Source organism: Bradyrhizobium sp. ISRA442, from assembly GCF_038085055.1.
Taxonomy (GTDB): Bacteria; Pseudomonadota; Alphaproteobacteria; order Rhizobiales; family Xanthobacteraceae; genus Bradyrhizobium.
The window spans coordinates 161,276-179,763 of record NZ_JALGCN010000015.1; the positions used below are offsets into that span (position 1 = coordinate 161,276).

The window sequence follows — 18,488 nt, forward strand, 5'->3', positions numbered from 1 at the left end:
CTCAGATCGTAGGGTGGCTGCGCGAAGCGCGGGCCGCTCGGCGTAACCCACCTCTTCCCTCGCCCGTGGCGCGGTGGGTTACGCCTGCCGTCGTCGCACGTTGAACCCACCGAGCAAGCAGTCGGCTAACCCACCCTACGGTTTCGTCGCCGTGGCAGCTACGCCCCCTGATCGAACGCCTTGCGCAGCGCGACATAGCCATGCTGCTGCTGGGTCCAGTTGCGGCCGCCGGTGATGGCACCGTCGACGACGAGGTCGTGGCCGTTGATGAAGCTCGATTCGTCGCTCGCGAGGAACACCGCGGCGTGCGCAATGTCGTCGGGAAGACCCGCGCGCGGAATCGGCTGCGCGCTCTTGTAGACCTCGCGCATCACCGCGGGCGTCTTCTCGGCGGCTTCGGTCGACAGGCCCAGCGCCTTGCCGAAGATGCCGGTCGCGATCGCCCCGGGCGAGATCGAGTTGACGCGGACGTTGGACTCGCCGAGTTCCATCGCCGTGCATTTGGTGAGATGGATCACTGCGGCCTTGGCCGCACCATAGACCATCGAGGAGGAGAAGCCGGCGAGGCGGCCGGCGATGCTGCCGTTGTTGATGATGCTGCCAGAACCCTGCCTCTTCATGTAGGGTGCGGCATGCTTCATGCCGAGCATGACGCTGCGCACCAGCGTCGCCATCGCCGCATCGAAGCGCTCGACCTCGAGGCCCTCGATGCCGCCGGTCTGCGCCGGGCCGCCGGCGTTGTTGAAGAGGCAATCGATCCGGCCGAATTTCTCCACCGCGAGCGCGATCAGCGCGCGCATCTGCTCTTCGACCGTCACATCCGTCTGGCGGAAGATGCAGGCCGCGCCGAGCTGTTTCGCCAGGGCCTCGCCCTCCGGCACGCGGCGCCCTGCGATCACAATTTTGGCACCTTCGGCAACGAAGACTTCCGCCGTACGCAGTCCAATTCCGCTCGTCGCACCGGTAATCACCGCAATCTTGCCGTCCAGCCTGCCCATTGAATGTTCCCGTTCTCGAACGATTTGATGCCAATTGGCGGACACCGGTCGATGCCGGGGCCGCGATGGCCACTATTCCTGCCCACTCCCGGCAAGGCAAGCTATGCTTGCGCGCGCGGCATGCGTAACATTCTCGCCTGCCGCTCGAATTTCGAAACCCCGGCGCGATTGGGCAGCGCATGAAGCTCGTCGACGAATTCCGGAAAGGCTGGCAGGGCGTGGCGCCGCCGTCACTCGGCTTGAGCCTCGTCTTCGCGGCAACCTGCCTGCTGCTGGCAACGCTGGCACGCTGGGGCCTCGCCCAGGTGCGCCCTGACATTTACTTCACGCCGTATTTCCCGGCCGTGTTCTTTGCCACCGCGTTCGGGGGCTTTCGGATCGGCATTTTGACGGCGCTCGTCGGCGGCGTGCTCGGCGTCGTCCTGAACTTCGGCGACGCTTTTGCCGATCGCGCGCGATTTGCGCTGCTGGCGATGTATTGGGCCGTCTGCGCGCTCACCATCTGGGGCGTCGAGCACTATCGCTCGATGCTGGTGGAGCAGCGGCGTATCGCCAAACGCCTGATCGAGGAGGAAGACTATCGCAAGCTTTTGGTCGACGAGCTGCAGCACCGGCTGAAGAACAAGCTCTCGACGGTGCATGCAGTGCTGCACCAAGTGCTGCACGACCACCCGCAGGTCTGGTCCAGGATCGATCCGCGGTTGCGGTCGCTGGCCGCGACAGACGACCTGATCTCGCGGATCGACAATACCGGCTGCGACATCCGCGACCTCCTGATCTCGGAACTCGGTCCCTACGGTCATGTCCGCTTCACCCTCAACGGCGAGCGACTGTTCCTGCCGGCGAAGCTCGCGGTCACGCTGTCACTGATGTTTCACGAGCTCGCCACCAATGCGGGCAAGTACGGCGCCTTCTCCTCGCCGCGCGGGCTGCTGCAGGTGTCGTGGACCGTCGACGACGATCGCCTGACCATCACCTGGGACGAAACCGAGGGCCCGCCGGTCGACAATGTGTCCGCGCCCGGCTTCGGCACCAAATTGCTGAAATCGGCGCTGTCCGCGTTCGATGGCAAGAGCGAGATCTCTTATCTGAAGACTGGGCTGCATTGCATCATGCAGTGTCGCATCCCCCACAAGGGCTAGCTCCGGCTTTAAGCGAAGGCAGACCACGCGGTTCGCCTGCAGTTTCGAAAAGCGCTGTTGACGCTCTGTTAATGACGATCGGCAGGGCGCGTCGCAACGCCGCAAGTTTCCCCCAAAACACACTCGTATTTCTGCGGACCCCTTAACCAAACCTAAGAGGGACCTGCGCATGATCTCGCGCATTGCAAAGACGCGCCTGAACAAGAAGATTCATCAGTTCTATGAACGACAGCAAATACACCGGCGCGACTGAAGCCGAACTCGGATTTCTCAAGGAAATCATTAGAATGCTGCCGGCCGGCGTGACCGTGCAGGACGAGCGCGGCGACCTTCTCCTGGTTAACGATGCCGCAGCCGCCCAACTCGGCATGGACGGCAGCCACCCCGCGCACCATCTCGCCCAACGCCGGGATACCTGCCAGCGGGCGTTGAGAGCCGGCCAGGCCATCGTCATCGAGGAATCGCTGCACGAAGGCGCCGCGCGCCAGGTGCTGCTCACCACCCACCGGCCGGTTCGCCTCGCCGGCCGCGACCTCCTGATCTCGGCCTCCGCCGACATCACCGAGCAGAAGAACTTCGAGGACCAGCTTTTCCGCTCCGCCTATTTCGACGAGCTGACCGGACTGCCCTCGCGGCGCGTGATCGAGCATCGCGCCAACGGCATCCTTGCGCGCGAGAAGATCGGCGAACGCTTCGCGCTTGCCTTCCTCGATGTCGACAATTTCAAGCACATCAACGACTATTACGGCCACGCTGTCGGCGATGCGCTGCTGGTCGAGCTGTCCAAGCGGCTCGGCCGGGACTTGCGTGAATCCGACATGCTGTCGCGCATATCCGGCGACGAATTCCTGCTCCTGCTCTCGCCGGTCGAAAGCGAGCAGGAGGTCGCCGACTTCATGCAGTCGACGCTGAAGCGGCTGACCGCGCCTTTCTTCATCGACAACTCCGAGATCTTCGCCTCCACGTCCGTCGGCGTCAGCCTGTACCCGGATCACGGCCGCAGCTTCGAGATGCTGCGACAGAATGCCGACATCGCGATGTACCGCATCAAGAACAGCGGCAAAGGTACGGCGGCCTTCTTCGATTCCGGCATGGAGCGCGAGGCGCTCGCGCGCATGAAGATCGAGCAGTCGCTGCGGCTCGCGATCCTGGAGAAGCGATTCTGCTGCGCCTTCCAGTCCAAGGTCGACATCAGGACGCAGGCGGTGAAGGGCATCGAGGCGCTGGTGCGCCTGCGCGACGACGAAGGCGTGATCCAGGCGCCCGGCTCCTTCATCAACCTCGCCGGCGAGCTGGGACTGATCGACGAGCTGACGCATCTCGTGCTCGCCGAGATCGTGAAATCGATCGACCTGATTAACGACACGTTCGGCGCTGAAGCCACCATCAGCATCAACGTCGCTGCCAAGCAGGCCGGCAATCCCGAATTCATGCGCACCTTCGCGCAGGCGCTGGAGGAGACCGGCTTCCCCAAACGCTTCATGATCGAGGTGACGGAAGACGCCTTCGTCGCCAAGAATCATTTTCAGGCCGAGATCCTGCCGATGTTCCGCAAGCTCGGCGTCGGCATCTCGATCGACGATTTCGGCACCGGCTATTCCTCGCTCTCGGCGCTCGCCGACATCACCGCCGATGAGATCAAGATCGACCGCTCCTTCATCACCGACATCCATAAGCGTCCGCGCAGCCAGGGCATCCTGCGCGCCATCGAATCCCTGAGCGAGGCGCTCGGCATGACCGTCATCGCCGAGGGTCTCGAATCCTACGAGGAGCTGGCCTACCTCCAGGCCGCGACCAAGATCCGCTACGCACAGGGCTACTATTTCGCCCGTCCGATCTTCCTGGAGGAGCTGAAGCTGGCAACGCCCGTCTCGAGCGAGGCACGGGTGAACGTGGCAAGCCGCCCGATGCAGCAAAACCGGCAAGGCTATTCACGGGCGAGCGGGTACCGGCGGTAGGAGCGAACTGGCGCAACAACCTCGATGTCGTCCCGGGGCGCGCGAAGCGCGAGCCCGGGACCCATACCCCCAGGGAGCAGTTGTGGCGCAAGCTGGGAACCGCGAGTCTTCGCCAAACTCCTCCCTGTGGTAATCGCGACGCGCGCAAAGCGCTCGCGAGGGGGTCCTGGATCAGCACTCACTTCGTTCGCTTGTCCAGGACGACGAGCTGAGCGGGCCAGCTCCGTTTCCCTTCGTTTTCACCCTTTGAAATTACTCGCCTTTTGGTAATAAGCAGGTGGACTTCGTCCGAGGTACGCCATGCCTGCCCCCTCTTCCGTCAGCGATCCCGCCTATCTCCGTGCGCGCGCGATGGAGACGCTGTTCGAGCGGCTGGAAAAGCTCTGCGAGGGCGCGATTGCGATCGATCGCACCGGGCGGGTCGTCTACGTCAACGAGAAATACCTCGCTGCGCTCGGCCTCAAGCGCACCAGCGAGGCGATCGGCAGGCCGATCGAGGAGATCATCCCGAACAGCCTGATGCGCAAGGTGGCCGAGACCGGCGAGCCGATCCTGCTCGACATCATGGAGCTCGGCGGCGAGCAGCTCGTGGTCACGCGCATGCCGATCGAGGACGAGAGGGGGACGGTGATCGGCGCGATCGGCTTCGTGCTGTATGACCAGCTCGACAGCCTCAAGCCCCTGCTCGCCCGCGTCGCCCAGCTCGAGAGCGACCTGCGGCTGGCGCGCCGGCAATTGTCGAACGCGCGCGCGGCGCGCTTCACCTTCGCCGACTTCGTCGGCAAGACAACCGCGATCACGCGGGCGAAGGAGCTCGCGGGCCGCGCCGCGCGGCAGAGCGTCACGGTGCTTCTCACCGGCGAAACGGGAACGGGCAAGGAGATGCTGGCGCAGGCGATTCACAACGCCTCGTCCCGCGCCGAGAAGCCGTTCGTCAGCGTCAACGTCGCCGCGATCCCGGACACGCTGATCGAATCGGAATTCTTCGGCACCGCGCCCGGTGCTTATACCGGTGCCGACCGCAAGGGCCGCGAGGGGAAATTCCGCATCGCCGACGGCGGCACGCTGTTCCTCGACGAGATCGGCGAGATGCCGCTGCAATTGCAGGCCAAGCTCTTGCGCGTGTTGCAGGAGCGCGAAATCGAGCCGCTCGGCTCGGACAAGGTATCGAGGGTCGACGTCCGCGTGGTTGCCGCCACCAATGTCGATCTGCACAAGCGCGTCAGCGAAGGCGCGTTCCGGGCCGACCTCTACTACCGCCTGAACGTGCTCTCGATCGACCTGCCGCCCTTACGCGACTGCCTCGATGATCTGCCCGAGATTTGCGCGCGGCTGCTCGAGGACATCAGCGCGTCCGGCGATTACGTCAACGCCAAGATCACGCCGAGCGCGCTCGCCGCGCTTGCCCACTACGATTGGCCGGGCAACGTCCGCGAACTCCGCAACATCCTGGAGCGCGCGCTGATCCTCAGCGATTCCGCCCGGCTGACCGGTGACGATTTCGTCCGCATCCTTCCCGTCGGCATGGAGACCAGGCTCGCCGCGCCGGCGCGGCCGGCCGGCATCGTGGTGCCCTATGCCGAGGCCGAGGCCGAGTTCGAGAAGCACACGCTCGAACAGGCGCTCGCTGCCTCGAACGGCCAGATCTCGGAAGCCGCCAAGATGCTGCGCATCTCGCGCGCGACCTTCTACAAGAAGCTCGCCAAGTTCGGTCTGGCCTCGGGACCCTCCTCCGTCTGAGTTTCGAGACTAAGATTGTCAGGAGTCTCAGACTCCGGACACGCCGCGCCGCGTGTCTTTCCCGGTGCGCGACGCGCGAATTGCCGGGTTTTCAGCCACTTTTCTCATCTCCATCGCATCTGGCGCGGAGCTTGCTTTTCGCTCTGCACAAAGACGCATGCTGCAAGTGCGCGCTTGGCAAAAATCAGGGAGCACCCAAGATGAGTGGAGCGATCACAGTCAACCAGCTTCAGGCACGACATCCTTCGCACGTCACGGTCGCCACCGCGAGCCTGATCGGCACGGCGATCGAATGGTACGATTTCTTCCTCTACGGCACCGCCGCAGCGCTGATCTTCAACAAGCTGTTCTTTCCAACCTTCGATGCGATGGTCGGCACGCTGCTGGCGTTTGCGACCTACGCGCTCGGCTTCGTCGCGCGCCCGCTCGGCGGCGTGGTGTTCGGCCACTACGGCGACAAAATCGGCCGCAAGACCATGCTCTATCTGACCCTCCTGATCATGGGCGCCGCGACCGCAGCGATCGGCTTCCTTCCGACCTATGAGACCGCCGGCATCTGGGCCGCGGTCCTGCTCGTCACCTGCCGGCTGGTCCAGGGCTTCGGCCTCGGCGGCGAATGGGGCGGCGCGGTGCTGATGGCGGTCGAGCACGCGCCCGAGGACAAGAAGGGCTTTTATGGAAGCTGGCCGCAGCTCGGCGCGCCGCTCGGCCTCGTGCTCGGCACGCTGGTGTTCTCGGTGGTATCCTCGATGCTGACCGACGCCCAGCTCTACGCCTGGGGCTGGCGCATCCCGTTCCTGTTCTCGATCGCGCTGGTGCTGGTCGGGCTCTGGATCCGCTTCACCATCGCTGAATCGCCGGAGTTCCAGAAGGTCAAGGACACCAAGCAGGAAGTGAAGATGCCGATCGTGGACGCGATCCGGATGTATCCGAAGAACATCGTGCTGGCGATGGGCGCGCGCTTTGCCGAGAACGGCTTCTTCTACATCTACGCGACCTTCGTGCTCGCTTATGCGACGCAATCGCTCGGCATGAACAAGCAGGACATGCTGAACGGCGTCCTGATCGCAGCAGCGATCGAAACCTTCACCATTCCGGCTTTCGGCGCTCTGTCGGACCGGGTCGGACGGCGGCCGATCTACATCTTCGGCGCGGTGTTCTCGGCGTTGATGTCGTTCCCGCTGTTCATGCTGCTGTCGACCAAGAACCCGCAACTTGCCTGGATCGCGATCGTGCTGGGCCTCGCCGTCGGTCACGCCGCGATGTACGGGCCGCAGGCGAGCTTCCTGTCCGAGCTGTTCGGCACTAAGGTGCGCTATAGCGGTGTCTCGCTCGGCTACAACCTCGCCTCGATCTTTGCCGGCGCGCTGTCGCCGCTGATCGCCACCGGCCTGATGACGGCTTACGCCCCGGCGACCTGGCCGATCTCGCTCTACATGATCGCGCTGGCCATCATCACCGTCGTCTCGGTGTATTTCGCCACCGAAACGCGCAAGATCGCTCAGCCCTGAACGGGCTGAGCGCGGCACCTGCGACGCCGCGAGCGGCTGGTCGCCAGCCGCTCCACGCGCTACCATCAAAGCAAAGCCAGAAGAACGGGCATGCGGTCCGCAACAGACATGGGAGGGAATGCCGTGAGCCAGCATCCTGCCTTGCCCTATTTGCGCAACGCCGAGAAGGGCAAAGTCGTCACCGCGGCGGAAGCCGTGATGCTCATCCGTGACGGTGACACGGTTGCAACCGGCGGCTTCGTCGGCATCGGCTTTGCCGAGGAGATCGCGCTGGCGCTGGAGGAGCTGTATCTCTCGAACGAAGGTGACGCGCCCTACACGCAAGGCAAGCCGCGCAATTTGACGCTGGTCTATGCCGCAGGCCAAGGCGACGGCAAGCATCGCGGCCTCAATCATTTTGCGCATGAAGGGCTGGTTCGACGCGTGATCGGCGGGCACTGGGGTCTTGCACCAAAACTCCAGCAGCTCGCGATCGCCAACCAGATCGAGGCCTACAACCTACCGCAGGGCGTGATCACGCACCTGTTCCGTGACATCGCCGCGCACCGCCCCGGACACATTACCCGCGTCGGCATGGGCACGTTCGTCGACCCCCGGCACGGCGGCGGCAAGCTGAATGCGCGCACGACCGAGGAGATGGTGGAGCTGATCACGCTTCGCGGCGAAGAGTGCCTGCTTTACAAAACCTTCCCGATCAATGTCGGGATCATCCGCGCCACCACCGGCGATCCCGACGGCAATCTCACCATGGAAAAGGAAGCGCTGACGCTCGAGGCGCTCGCCATCGCGATGGCGGCGCATAATTCCGGCGGCATCGTCATCGCCCAGGTCGAACGGGTCGCCGAGAGCGGCAGCCTCAATCCCCGCCAGGTCAAGATCCCCGGCATCCTCGTCGACTGCGTCGTCGTGGCCAAGCCGGAACATCATTGGCAGACCTTTGGCACGCAATACAATCCGGCCTTCAGCAGCGAGATCCGGGTCCGCGCCGCTTCGCTGCCGGTGATGCCGATGAGCGAACGCAAGATCATCGCGCGCCGCGCTGCCTTCGAGCTGAAAGCCAACAGCGTGGTCAATCTGGGCATCGGCATGCCCGAGGGGATCGCCTCGATTGCCAATGAAGAGCGGATCATCGACCTGATCACGCTGACGGCCGAGCCCGGCGTGATCGGTGGCATTCCCGCAAGCGGCATCGATTTCGGCGCGGCGATCAACACGCAGGCCGTGATCGACCAGCCCTACCAGTTCGACTTCTATGACGGCGGCGGGCTGGATGCCGCCTTCCTCGGGCTCGCCCAGGTCGACCGCGCCGGCAATCTCAATGTCAGCAAGTTCGGGCCGAAGCTCGCCGGCGCCGGCGGCTTCGTCAACATCAGCCAGAACGCCAAGGAGGTCGTCTTCGTCGGCACCTTCGGTGCGGGCAGGCAGCGCGTTGCGGTCAACGACGGCAAGCTGTCGATCACCCAGGAGGCCGCGTCACGCAAATTCGTCGAGGCGGTCGAGCACGTCACCTTCAGCGGCGCCGTGGCCGCCGCGCGAGGGCAGCGGGTCCTCTATGTCACCGAGCGCTGCGTCTTCCTGCTCCGGCCAGACGGGCTCGAGCTCACGGAAGTCGCGCCCGGCGTCGACATCGAGCGCGACATTCTGCGCCTGATGGACTTCAAGCCGCTGATTCCGCGCGATCCCGTGCTGATGGACGCACGCATCTTCCGTGACGATCCCATGGAGCTGCGCGAGCGACTGCTCACCATCCCGCTCGACCAGCGCTTCACGCTGGACGAGCAGCAGAACCTGTTCTTCGTCAACCTGGAGCGCTTTCCGCTGCGCAGCAAGGCCGAGATCGACGCGATAGCGGCGATCGTCGAGGCCAGGCTCGCCCCCCTCCGCCGCCGGGTCTACGCCATCGTCAACTATGACAACTTTTCGATCCTGCCCGAGCTGCTCGACGATTATTCCGCCATGGTGCGCAGCCTCACCGACCGCTTCTATTCGGGCGTGTCGCGCTACACCACCTCCGGCTTCCTGCGGATCAAGCTCGGCGAAGCGCTGGAGAAGCGCGGCGTCGCGCCGCACATCTTCGAGAGCGCCGAAGAGGCGCAATCAGATCGGCGCCGGATCGAGGAAGCCGCATCCGATGGGAGCGTGCAACGCGCGGTGCGGCAGGGTTAAGATGATGCACGCTTCGCAGGCACGGCCTCGGCCGGAAGGTTGAATTGCAATGTTCGTCAGGCTGTGCAAATCGCTGTTGCCCAACAAAATTGATCAGGAGGGATCGTCTTGCGTTTGTCATTTATCATAACAACAACCATTCTCAGCCTTACCGCGGCCACGTCCGCGCGCGCGGACGACCTCAAGGTCGCGCTGATCTATGGCAAGACCGGTCCGCTCGAGGCCTATGCCAAGCAGACCGAGACCGGCCTGCAGATGGGCTTTGAATACGCCACCAGGGGCACGATGACGCTCGACGGGCGCAAGATCGTCATCATCACCAAGGACGACCAGGGCAAGCCGGACCTCTCGAAGGCGGCGCTCGCCGAGGCCTATCAGGACGACAAGGCCGACATTGCGATCGGCACGACCTCGTCGGCCGCGGCGCTCGCCATTCTCCCAGTCGCCGAGGAGAACAAGAAGATTTTGATCGTCGAACCGGCGGTCGCGGACCAGATTACCGGCGAGAAGTGGAATCGCTACATCTTCCGCACCGCGCGTAACTCCTCGCAGGACGCGATCTCCAACGCGGTCGCGATCGGCAAGCAGGGCGTCACCGTTGCGACGCTGGCGCAGGACTACGCCTTCGGCCGCGACGGCGTCGCCGCCTTCAAGGAGGCGCTCGCCAAGACCGGCGCAACGCTCGCTGCGGAAGAATATGCGCCGACCAACACCACCGACTTCACCGCCGTCGGCCAGCGCCTGTTCGATGCGCTGAAGGACAAGCCCGGCCGCAAGGTGATCTGGGTGATCTGGGCCGGCGCCGGCAATCCGCTGGCAAAGCTCCAGGACATGGATCCGAAGCGCTACGGCATCGAGCTCTCCACCGGCGGCAACATCCTGCCGGCGCTGGCGGCCTACAAAGGCCTGCCCGGCATGGAAGGCGCGACCTATTACTACTATGACATCCCGAAGAACCCGGTGAACGACTGGCTGGTCGCCGAGCACCAGAAGCGCTTCAACGCGCCGCCGGACTTCTTCACCGCGGGCGGCTTCGCGGCAGCGATGTCCGTCGTCGCCGCCGTCACCAAGGCGAAGTCGACCGACACCGAGAAGCTGATCACCGCGATGGAAGGCCTGGAGTTCGACACGCCCAAGGGCAAGATGGTGTTCCGGAAAGAAGACCATCAGGCACTCCAGAGCATGTATCACTTCAAGGTCAAGGTCGATCCGAACGTCGCCTGGGCCGTGCTCGAGCCGGTGCGCGAGCTGAAGATCGAGGACATGAACGTTCCCGTCCGCAACAAGCGGTGAGATGCCCTCTCCTCTCCCCGCGTGCGCGGGGAGAGGAGGCTTCGAGAATGCCAAGAGCTTCCCAAATGGCCCTGACGCTAGAGACCCGCGATCTCACCATTCGCTTCGGCGGCCATGTCGCAGTCAACAATGTGAGCTGCACGTTTCGCCCGGGCGAGCTCACCGCCATCGTCGGGCCGAACGGCGCCGGCAAGACCACCTATTTCAACCTGATCTCGGGCCAGCTCCGCGCCTCAAGCGGCAGCATCCTGTTCGACGGCACCGACATCACCGCGCATTCCGCACCCTTACGCACCCGTGCAGGCCTCGGGCGCGCCTTCCAGCTCACCAACCTCTTCCCGAACCTGACGGTGGAAGAGAACGTCCGCCTCGCGGTGCAGGCGGCGAGCGGCGCCCATTACGACCTGCTGCGGCCCTGGATGGTGCGGCGCGACCTGATCGCGCGCGCCGACGCCATCCTCGACCAGGTTGCGCTCGGCAACCGGCGCGGCGTGCCGGCGACCGCGCTATCGCATGGCGACCAGCGCAAGCTCGAAGTCGCGCTGATGATCGCGCTGGGGCCGAAGGTCTTCATGTTCGACGAACCGACCGCCGGCATGAGCATCGACGAGGTGCCGGTCGTCCTCAACCTGATCGCGCAGCTCAAAGAGGACAAGAGCAAGATCATCCTCTTGGTCGAGCACAAGATGGACGTGGTGCGCTCGCTGTCCGACCGCATCATCGTGCTGCATAACGGCCAGCTCGTCGCCGACGGCCCGCCGGCCGAGGTGATCGCCTCGCCGATCGTGCAGGAAGCCTATCTCGGCGTTCCCCCCAAGAACGCGACGTCAGGAAGCGCCCCATGACCGACCTTCTGACGCTGTCCGGCGTGCACACCCATATCGGCCGCTATCACATCCTCCAGGGCATCGATCTTGCGGTCCCGCAGGGGCAGACCACCATGCTGCTCGGCCGCAACGGCGCCGGCAAGACCACGACGCTGCGCACCATCATGGGCCTGTGGCAGGCTTCCAGCGGCCAGATCGTGCTGGCCGGCGAGCGCATCGAGGGCTGCGCCACGCCCGATATCGCGCGGCGCGGCGTCGGCTACGTGCCGGAGAGCATGGCGGTGTTCTCCGATCTCACCGTGAAAGAAAATCTCGTGCTGGCGGCACGCGACGCGCCGCTCGACGACAGCCAGCTCGACTGGATCTTCGGCTTCTTCCCGGCGCTGCGCCGGTTCTGGCTGTCGCGCGCCGGCGGCCTCTCCGGCGGACAGAAGCAGATGCTGTCGATCGCGCGCGCCATCATCGAGCCGCGCAAGCTGCTCCTGATCGACGAGCCGACCAAGGGGCTGGCGCCCGCCATCGTCATGGCGCTGATCGAGTGCCTGAAGGAGATCAAGCGCAAGGGCGCCACCATTCTCCTCGTGGAACAGAATTTCTTCGCCGCCTGCGAGCTCGGCGACAGCGTGCTGGTCATGGACAACGGCACCATCGTGCACCGCGGCGAGATGGCGGTGCTGGCCGCCGACGTGCCGCTGCAGGAGCGGCTGCTCGGCCTGAGCCTGGAGGCGCATCAGTGACCGAACTTGCCGCAACCGACCCGCTGCCGAAGCCGAAGCGCGATCTCGCGCCGATCCTGTTGCCGATCGCACTGGCGCTGGCGGTGATCCCATTCATCGGCTCGACCAGCTCCTGGCTGACGCTAACGGCTGCGAGCCTCGCCATGGGCATGATGATCTTCATCATGGCGTCAGGCCTGACGCTGGTGTTCGGGCTGATGGACGTGCTCAACTTCGGCCACGGCGCCTTCATCGCGGTCGGCGCCTATATCGCGACGCTGGTGCTGGCGCCCTTCGCGGCCTCCATGCAGGCCGACTCGCTCTGGATGAACCTCGCCGTAGTGGCACCGGCGGCGCTGCTCTCGATGGCCGTCTCCGGTGCGCTCGGCCTGATCGTCGAACGCGTGCTGATCCTGCCCGTCTACGGCCAGCACCTGAAGCAGATCCTGATGACGACGGGTGGCCTGATCGTCGCAGAGCAGACGCTCTATGCGCTGTGGGGGCCGCAGATCATCCCGCTGCCGCTGCCGGCCTCGCTGCGCGGCTCGTTCGTCATCGGCGACGTCGCGATCGCGAAGTACCGCGTGCTCGCCACGCTGATCGGCCTCATTGTCTTCATCGCGATCCAGCTCGTGCTCAACCGCACCAAGCTCGGCCTCCTGATTCGCGCCGGCGTCGAAAATCGCGAGATGGTCGAGGCGCTCGGCTACCGCATCCGCCGCCTGTTCCTCGGCGTGTTCATGACGGGATCGGCGCTTGCCGGCCTCGGCGGGGTGATGTGGGCGCTGTATCGCGAGCAGGTCCATGCCTCCATGAGCGACGACCTCACCGTGTTGATCTTCATCGTCGTCATCATCGGCGGCCTGGGATCGATCGGCGGCTGCTTCATCGGCGCGATCCTGGTGGCGATGGTCGCCAATTACGGCGGCTTCCTGGTGCCGAAGCTCGCTCTCGTCTCCAACATCCTGCTGATGGTCGCCATCCTGATGTGGCGGCCGCGCGGCCTCTATGCGGTGACCAGCCGATGATGATTTTGTCAGGCGATCCGCCGAAGAGCCGCGTGCTCACCCTCATTCTCGTCGTCATCATCCTGGCGCTGGCGGCGACGCCCTTCCTGTTTCCCGGCGCCAAGGCGCTGAACGTCGCGGCCAAGATCTGCGTCTTCGCCGCGCTCGTTGCCTCCTACGACCTCCTGCTCGGCTATACCGGCTCGGTGTCGTTCGCTCATACCATGTTCTACGGCATCGGCAGCTACGCGATCGCGATCGCGCTGTACGCGATCGGCCCGAATTGGGCCGCGGTCGCAACCGGCATCGCCGTCGGCCTGCCGCTCGCGGCGCTGCTCGCGCTCGCCATCGGCTTGTTCTCGCTGCGGGTGGCGGCGATCTTCTTTGCCATGATCACGCTGGCGGTCGCCTCCGCCTTCCAGGTGCTGGCCTCGCAGCTCTCCTGGCTGACCGGGGGCGAGGATGGCCGCAGCTTTCAACTGCCCGAACTGCTTCGGCCCGGCACGGTGCTGATCTCCAAAAATCTCCTGGGCTTCGAGATCAACGGCCGCACCCTGACCTACTATCTCGTCTTCGCCGTCTCGGCGCTGATGATCCTCGGCCTGTTGCGGGTGGTGAACTCGCCGTTCGGGCGCGTGCTGCAGGCGATCCGCGAAAACCGCTTCCGCGCCGAGGCGCTCGGCTTCCGCACCGTCTTCCATCTCACCTACGCCAATTGCCTGGCCGCCTTGGTCGCCGCCAGCGCCGGCATTCTGAATGCGCTCTGGCTGCGCTATGCCGGGCCCGACACCTCGCTCAGCTTCTCGATCATGCTGGACATCCTCCTGATGGTGGTGATCGGCGGCATGGGCACGATCTACGGCGCGATCATCGGCGCCACGATCTTCATCCTCGCCCAGAACTATCTGCAGTCGCTGATGGGCGTTGCCTCCAAGGCAGCGACGGAGGCCGGCCTGCCGCTGCTGCCGGGGCTCCTGCATCCGGACCGCTGGCTGCTGTGGCTTGGTCTGCTGTTCATTGCGAGCGTCTACTTCTTCCCGACCGGCGTGGTGGGGCGGCTGCGCACGGGCGGCGGCGGCAAGGGCGCGGGCGCCTCGCATTAAGCTGCGATTAATGATGCAACGCAGCGCTTGTCGGACGCGCCGTGCAACCTGCGGGCAACGCGATAAAATTCCCGCTGAGCTGCACGCCAACGCGGCGGCGCAACCGGGTTAAGCCTTGGGTAACCGGCTTTCCTAAGGTTTGGGCCATTTGTGCGGTGTATTCGTGTTCCCTCAGGGAGGGGGAATGCGCCAAGTTTTTTCCAGAATGGCAACCGCGATGTTCCGGGCCGCAAAGGCCGGCTGGGACGCTGCCATGCGGCGCGGCCCGGTGCTGTGGCTGACTCTGTCCGGCGCATTGCTCGTGGCCGGCATCTTCGCCGTGACCGCCATGGCGGTCGGCGAATTTCGCGAGCGTACGCTGACCAATCGCGAGCGCGAGCTGGAAAACACCGTCAAGTTGATCGCGCGCCATTTCGATCAGCAGTTCGAAGACTCCGACCTCACCGCGGCCGATCTGATCGGGCAGATGCATCTGCCGGAGATCACCTCGCCCGAAATGTTCCGCGAGCGGATGTCCGGACCTGCCGCGAACCAGATGCTGCGCAGCAAGGTCGGCGCCGTGTCCTATCTCGGCGACATCGCGATCTACGACGCCGACGGCGAGCTGATCAACTGGTCGCGGGCCCAGAAGCTGCCCAAGATCAACGTCTCCTCGCGCGCCTACTTCCAGACCTTCAAGTCGAATCCGCTTGCCGAGCCGGTGCTGCTGGAATCCGTGCGCAGCTTCATCCTCGGCAAATGGACCACGATCGTGGCGCGCCGGCTGAGCGCGCCGGACGGCACCTTCTTCGGCGCCATGGTCCGCCGGATCGACCCCGACAGCTATCAACGCTATTTCGCCTCGGTGGCGCTCGCCGATGGCGCCGCCATCTCGCTGTTCGACCGCGAGGGCAAGATGCTGGCGCGCTACCCGCACGTCGAGGGGCTGATCGGCAGAAGCTTCAAGAATGCGCCCCTGATGCGTGAGGTGCTGACCAAGGGCGGTCAGCACACGCTTCGCGTCAAGAGCCCCGTCGATGGCGAGGAGCGGCTGGGCTCGGCGGCGTCGCTGAATCACTTCCCTCTCGTCATCGTTGCGACCAACACCACGGCGGCTGCGCTTGCGGACTGGCGGCAGCAGACCGGCTTCATGGTCACCACGGCGACCGTGTCGGCGGCGGTGATTGCGCTGATCCTCTATCTGATCATTCGCCAGATCAACCGGCAGAACCGCGAGGCCCAGGAGCGGCTGGAAGCGGAGCGGCTGCGGCTCGACACCGCCCTGAACAACATGTCGCAAGGGCTGATACTGTACGATGCCGCCGGATATATCGTCACCTGCAACCGCCGCTATGCCGACATGTTCGGCCTGTCGACCGACGTCATCAAGCCCGGCTGCCACATCCATGAAGCGATGTACCATCGCAAGGAGCGTGGAGCGTTCGACGGCGACGTCGAGGCGTTTTGCGCCGACGTCATGAGGATCGTCGCCGAAGGCACGGTCTCGACGAGGATCCATCAACTGCCCAACGGCCGCGCCTTTCAGGTCATCAACACCCCGCTCGCGCAGGGCGGGTGGGTCGCCACCATCGAGGAAATCACCGAGCGGCGCAACCTGGAGCAGGAGCGCGACCGCAACTACACGTTCCTGCGTGAGATCATCGACCACATCCCCTCGCAGATCACCGTGAAGGACGCCCGCACACGGCAATATCTGCTGGTCAACCGGATTGCCGAGGAAATCTTCAGGGAATCGGGCGACACTATCGTCGGCAAGACCGCTGCCGACATCCTGCCGACAGCGGACGCCGATATCGTCACCCGCGATGATGACGCCCTGCTGCGATCGCCCAATCGACTGTTGCTCAAGGAGCAGACCTGGAAGACGCGGACCGACGGCCAGCGTCACACCATCTCGAAACGCATCGGCATCCGCGACAAGGCGGGCGAGCCGCGCTACATCATCAACGTCATCGAGGACATCACAGAGCAGCGAAAGGCCGACGAGAAGATCGCGCATATGGCGCACTACGATGCGCTGACCGACCTGCCCAACCGCGCGCTGTTCCGCGAACAGATCGAACGCGAGCTGGAGAAGGTCGCCGACGGCGAGCAATTCGCGCTGCTCTACATCGACGTCGACGAGTTCAAGGGCATCAACGATTCGCTCGGCCACCATGTCGGCGACGAGCTGTTGAAGGCAATCGCAGGGCGCATTCGCGCCTGCCTCCAGGACGGCGATCTGATCGCACGGCTCGGCGGCGACGAATTCGCCGTGATCCAGACCAAGGTGCAGTCCTCCGCCGACGTGGTGTCGTTCGTGACCCGCATCCACGAGGCGATCCGCCGGCCCTATCATTGCCTCGGCCACCAGCTCTCGACCGATGCCAGCATCGGCATCGCGCTTGCGCCGCAGGACGGCACCGATCTCGATCAGCTCATCAAGAATGCCGACCTCGCGATGTACGGCGCCAAGGCGGAAGGGCGCCGCACATATCGCTTCTTCGTGCCCGCCATGGATGCGAGCGCCAAGGCGCGCCTCACCATGGAGCAGGATCTGCGCCAGGCCATGGTCGACGGCGGCTTCGAGCTCAATTACCAGCCGCTGGTCAATCTGCGCACCGGCGCGGTCTCCGGCTGCGAGGCGCTGCTGCGCTGGCGGCATCCCGAACGCGGCATGGTCTCGCCGGCCGAGTTCATTCCGATTGCCGAGGATACCGGCCTGATCACCGAGATCGGCGACTGGGTGCTGCGCACCGCCTGCGCCGAAGCCGCGTCCTGGCCTGCCCATGTGCGGCTCGCGGTCAACGTCTCGCCGGTGCAGCTCAAATGCGATACGCTGGCGCTGAAGATCGCGGGCGCGCTCGCCTCCTCCGGATTAGACCCGCGCCGGCTCGAACTCGAGATCACCGAGGCCGTGCTGATCCGCGACGACGAGGCGGCGCTCTCGATCCTGCACCAGCTCCGCTCGATCGGCGTGCGCATCGCGCTCGACGATTTCGGCACCGGCTATTCCTCGCTGAGCTATCTGAAGCGCTTCCCGTTCGACAAGATCAAGATCGACCGCTGCTTCGTCGCCGACATCGCGGACGCGAGCGGGGCGCCCGTCATCGTGCAGGCAGTGGTGAACATCGCCTCTGCCAGCAACATGACCACGGTGGCCGAGGGCGTCGAGACCGAGGCGCAGCGCGAGATCCTGCGCATGCTCGGCTGCACCGAGATGCAGGGTTATCTGTTCAGCGCACCGAAGGCGGCGACTGAGGTGCGCAAGCTGTTTGGTCCGGGTGCCGTCGCGGTGGCAGCGGTGGCCTAAGGATGTCGAACCGCCAGGGCCCGCGGGTCGCCACTGTGGTCAGGATCGCCGACGGCGGCGAGGACGCCGGTGATCACGTCACTCTCAGCGTCGCAAGCCACATCCCCGGTGAGAGCGATGGCGGCCCCGACCGGCTGCTCGGGGGCCGCCCGAACGAGTCTTGGGCCGAGTTCGTCAGGCTCGACCGCAAAACGCCGGAGGTTCCGGCTCCCGCCGCGCAAATCGGCCTAGATGGAGGCAGCGAGAAGCGGTTGCCCGCCCCTCGCCAATCGGCTAAATGAGCGGTCACTGCACCCGTAGCTCAGCTGGATAGAGCGTTGCCCTCCGAAGGCAAAGGTCACACGTTCGAATCGTGTCGGGTGCGCCAGCCCTACACCGCTTATTTTGCTGGTGTTCTCGCTCGGCGCTCACGCTTCCTGATCTCCTGAGAGACCCGATCCGTCACAGCCCTGTCACAGCTGGACGGAAAACCCATGCCAACCATTCGGAAGAGAGGCCAAACTTGGCAAGCCCAAGTGCGCCGCGCGGGCTATCCCGCCTTGTCCAAGTCATTCTCGACGCGAGCCGACGCCCTCGCCTGGGCACGTGAAAAGGAGCGATCAATCGATCGGGCCGAACTGCCCAAAGACATCAAGGAGCTAAAGCGGCTAACCGTCGCCGACCTGCTGAAGCGATACGAGCAGGAGATCACACCGAGAAAGCGCGGGGCAGTCTTCGAGCGGTCGCGCATTCGCC

At 64.7% G+C, this 18,488-nt stretch carries 13 protein-coding genes, 1 tRNA gene and 1 pseudogene; 14 read left to right on the forward strand and 1 reads right to left on the reverse strand.

All coding sequences use genetic code 11. From position 1 onward, the window contains the following. Positions 1 to 158 precede the first annotated feature (158 nt). Positions 159 to 998 carry an SDR family NAD(P)-dependent oxidoreductase gene (locus MTR72_RS27605; RefSeq protein WP_280967262.1) on the reverse strand — a complete coding sequence of 280 codons (840 nt, stop codon included), beginning with the start codon at positions 996 to 998 and terminating at the stop codon, positions 159 to 161. A gap of 179 nt (positions 999 to 1,177) precedes the next feature. Here MTR72_RS27605 and MTR72_RS27610 point away from each other — a divergent pair, with 179 nt between their 5' ends. From MTR72_RS27610 to MTR72_RS27675, 14 genes and pseudogenes are all read left to right on the forward strand, one after another. Then, complete coding sequence (locus tag MTR72_RS27610; RefSeq protein ID WP_280967263.1) at positions 1,178 to 2,140, forward strand: sensor histidine kinase; 963 nt, start codon at positions 1,178 to 1,180, stop codon at positions 2,138 to 2,140. A 221-nt stretch (positions 2,141 to 2,361) separates the two neighbouring features. Further along, entirely contained in the window at positions 2,362 to 4,098 is a 1,737-nt protein-coding gene (locus MTR72_RS27615) for a putative bifunctional diguanylate cyclase/phosphodiesterase (RefSeq protein ID WP_280967264.1), read from the forward strand. A gap of 300 nt (positions 4,099 to 4,398) precedes the next feature. Beyond that, positions 4,399 to 5,838, forward strand: a complete 1,440-nt coding sequence (locus MTR72_RS27620) for a sigma-54 interaction domain-containing protein (RefSeq protein ID WP_280967265.1) — start codon at positions 4,399 to 4,401, stop codon at positions 5,836 to 5,838. Between the two features lie 200 nt (positions 5,839 to 6,038). Continuing rightward, the gene (locus MTR72_RS27625; protein ID WP_280967266.1) at positions 6,039 to 7,349 is read left to right on the forward strand and encodes an MFS transporter; all 1,311 of its coding nucleotides are present in this window, start codon (positions 6,039 to 6,041) and stop codon (positions 7,347 to 7,349) included. Between the two features lie 123 nt (positions 7,350 to 7,472). Then, positions 7,473 to 9,515 (forward strand): acyl CoA:acetate/3-ketoacid CoA transferase, encoded by a 2,043-nt coding sequence (locus tag MTR72_RS27630; RefSeq protein ID WP_280967267.1) that lies wholly within the window; start codon positions 7,473 to 7,475, stop codon positions 9,513 to 9,515. A gap of 108 nt (positions 9,516 to 9,623) precedes the next feature. Then, positions 9,624 to 10,808, forward strand: a complete 1,185-nt coding sequence (locus MTR72_RS27635) for a substrate-binding domain-containing protein (protein ID WP_280967268.1) — start codon at positions 9,624 to 9,626, stop codon at positions 10,806 to 10,808. A 65-nt stretch (positions 10,809 to 10,873) separates the two neighbouring features. Beyond that, on the forward strand, positions 10,874 to 11,653 hold the full coding sequence (locus tag MTR72_RS27640) for an ABC transporter ATP-binding protein (RefSeq protein ID WP_280967269.1): 780 nt from the start codon (positions 10,874 to 10,876) through the stop codon (positions 11,651 to 11,653). After that, positions 11,650 to 12,372 (forward strand): ABC transporter ATP-binding protein, encoded by a 723-nt coding sequence (locus MTR72_RS27645; protein ID WP_280967270.1) that lies wholly within the window; start codon positions 11,650 to 11,652, stop codon positions 12,370 to 12,372. Before MTR72_RS27640 ends, MTR72_RS27645 begins: the two co-directional genes overlap by 4 nt. Continuing rightward, positions 12,369 to 13,379: a branched-chain amino acid ABC transporter permease gene (locus MTR72_RS27650; protein WP_341511576.1), complete on the forward strand. Its 1,011-nt coding sequence runs from the start codon at positions 12,369 to 12,371 to the stop codon at positions 13,377 to 13,379. The genes MTR72_RS27645 and MTR72_RS27650 overlap by 4 nt, the downstream gene beginning before the upstream one ends. Beyond that, positions 13,376 to 14,461 (forward strand): branched-chain amino acid ABC transporter permease, encoded by a 1,086-nt coding sequence (locus MTR72_RS27655; RefSeq protein ID WP_280967272.1) that lies wholly within the window; start codon positions 13,376 to 13,378, stop codon positions 14,459 to 14,461. Before MTR72_RS27650 ends, MTR72_RS27655 begins: the two co-directional genes overlap by 4 nt. A gap of 184 nt (positions 14,462 to 14,645) precedes the next feature. After that, the gene (locus MTR72_RS27660; protein WP_280967273.1) at positions 14,646 to 17,753 is read left to right on the forward strand and encodes a bifunctional diguanylate cyclase/phosphodiesterase; all 3,108 of its coding nucleotides are present in this window, start codon (positions 14,646 to 14,648) and stop codon (positions 17,751 to 17,753) included. A 2-nt stretch (positions 17,754 to 17,755) separates the two neighbouring features. Next, positions 17,756 to 18,034, forward strand: coding sequence for a hypothetical protein (locus tag MTR72_RS27665; RefSeq protein ID WP_280967274.1), 279 nt, complete (start codon positions 17,756 to 17,758; stop codon positions 18,032 to 18,034). A gap of 9 nt (positions 18,035 to 18,043) precedes the next feature. Further along, a tRNA-Arg gene (locus MTR72_RS27670) sits at positions 18,044 to 18,120 on the forward strand. A gap of 106 nt (positions 18,121 to 18,226) precedes the next feature. Next, positions 18,227 to 18,488: pseudogene (locus tag MTR72_RS27675) on the forward strand (site-specific integrase); the annotation flags it as partial.